Genomic DNA, 238 nt, shown 5'->3' with positions numbered 1-238 from the left:
AAAGTGTATTCTAGCATCATTTGTTCTATTCGGATTTGCAACAATCGCTGCACAAACCGTTACCCTAAACGTAAGATTAAAACCTATTCAGACTTTGGTCGTTAACAACTCACAAAAAATCGTTAACTTAGACTACGTAACTAAAGATGACTATGCTAATGGTGTAGCATCCCTTAACGCGGACCACTTGAGCATTTACAGTACCGTAGGATTCCAGGTGAAAGTAAAAGCTGCTAAC

At 38.7% G+C, this 238-nt stretch carries 1 protein-coding gene; it reads left to right on the top strand.

The annotated features are described in order from the left end of the window. Window positions 1-238 (top strand): hypothetical protein (locus ACPYOJ_RS36640; protein ID WP_481420578.1); only part of this gene is annotated, 238 nt, incomplete at both ends.

The organism is Rhizobium sp. SVR5-9E (assembly GCF_056755095.1).
This window is presented reverse-complemented; position numbering and strand designations above follow the sequence as displayed.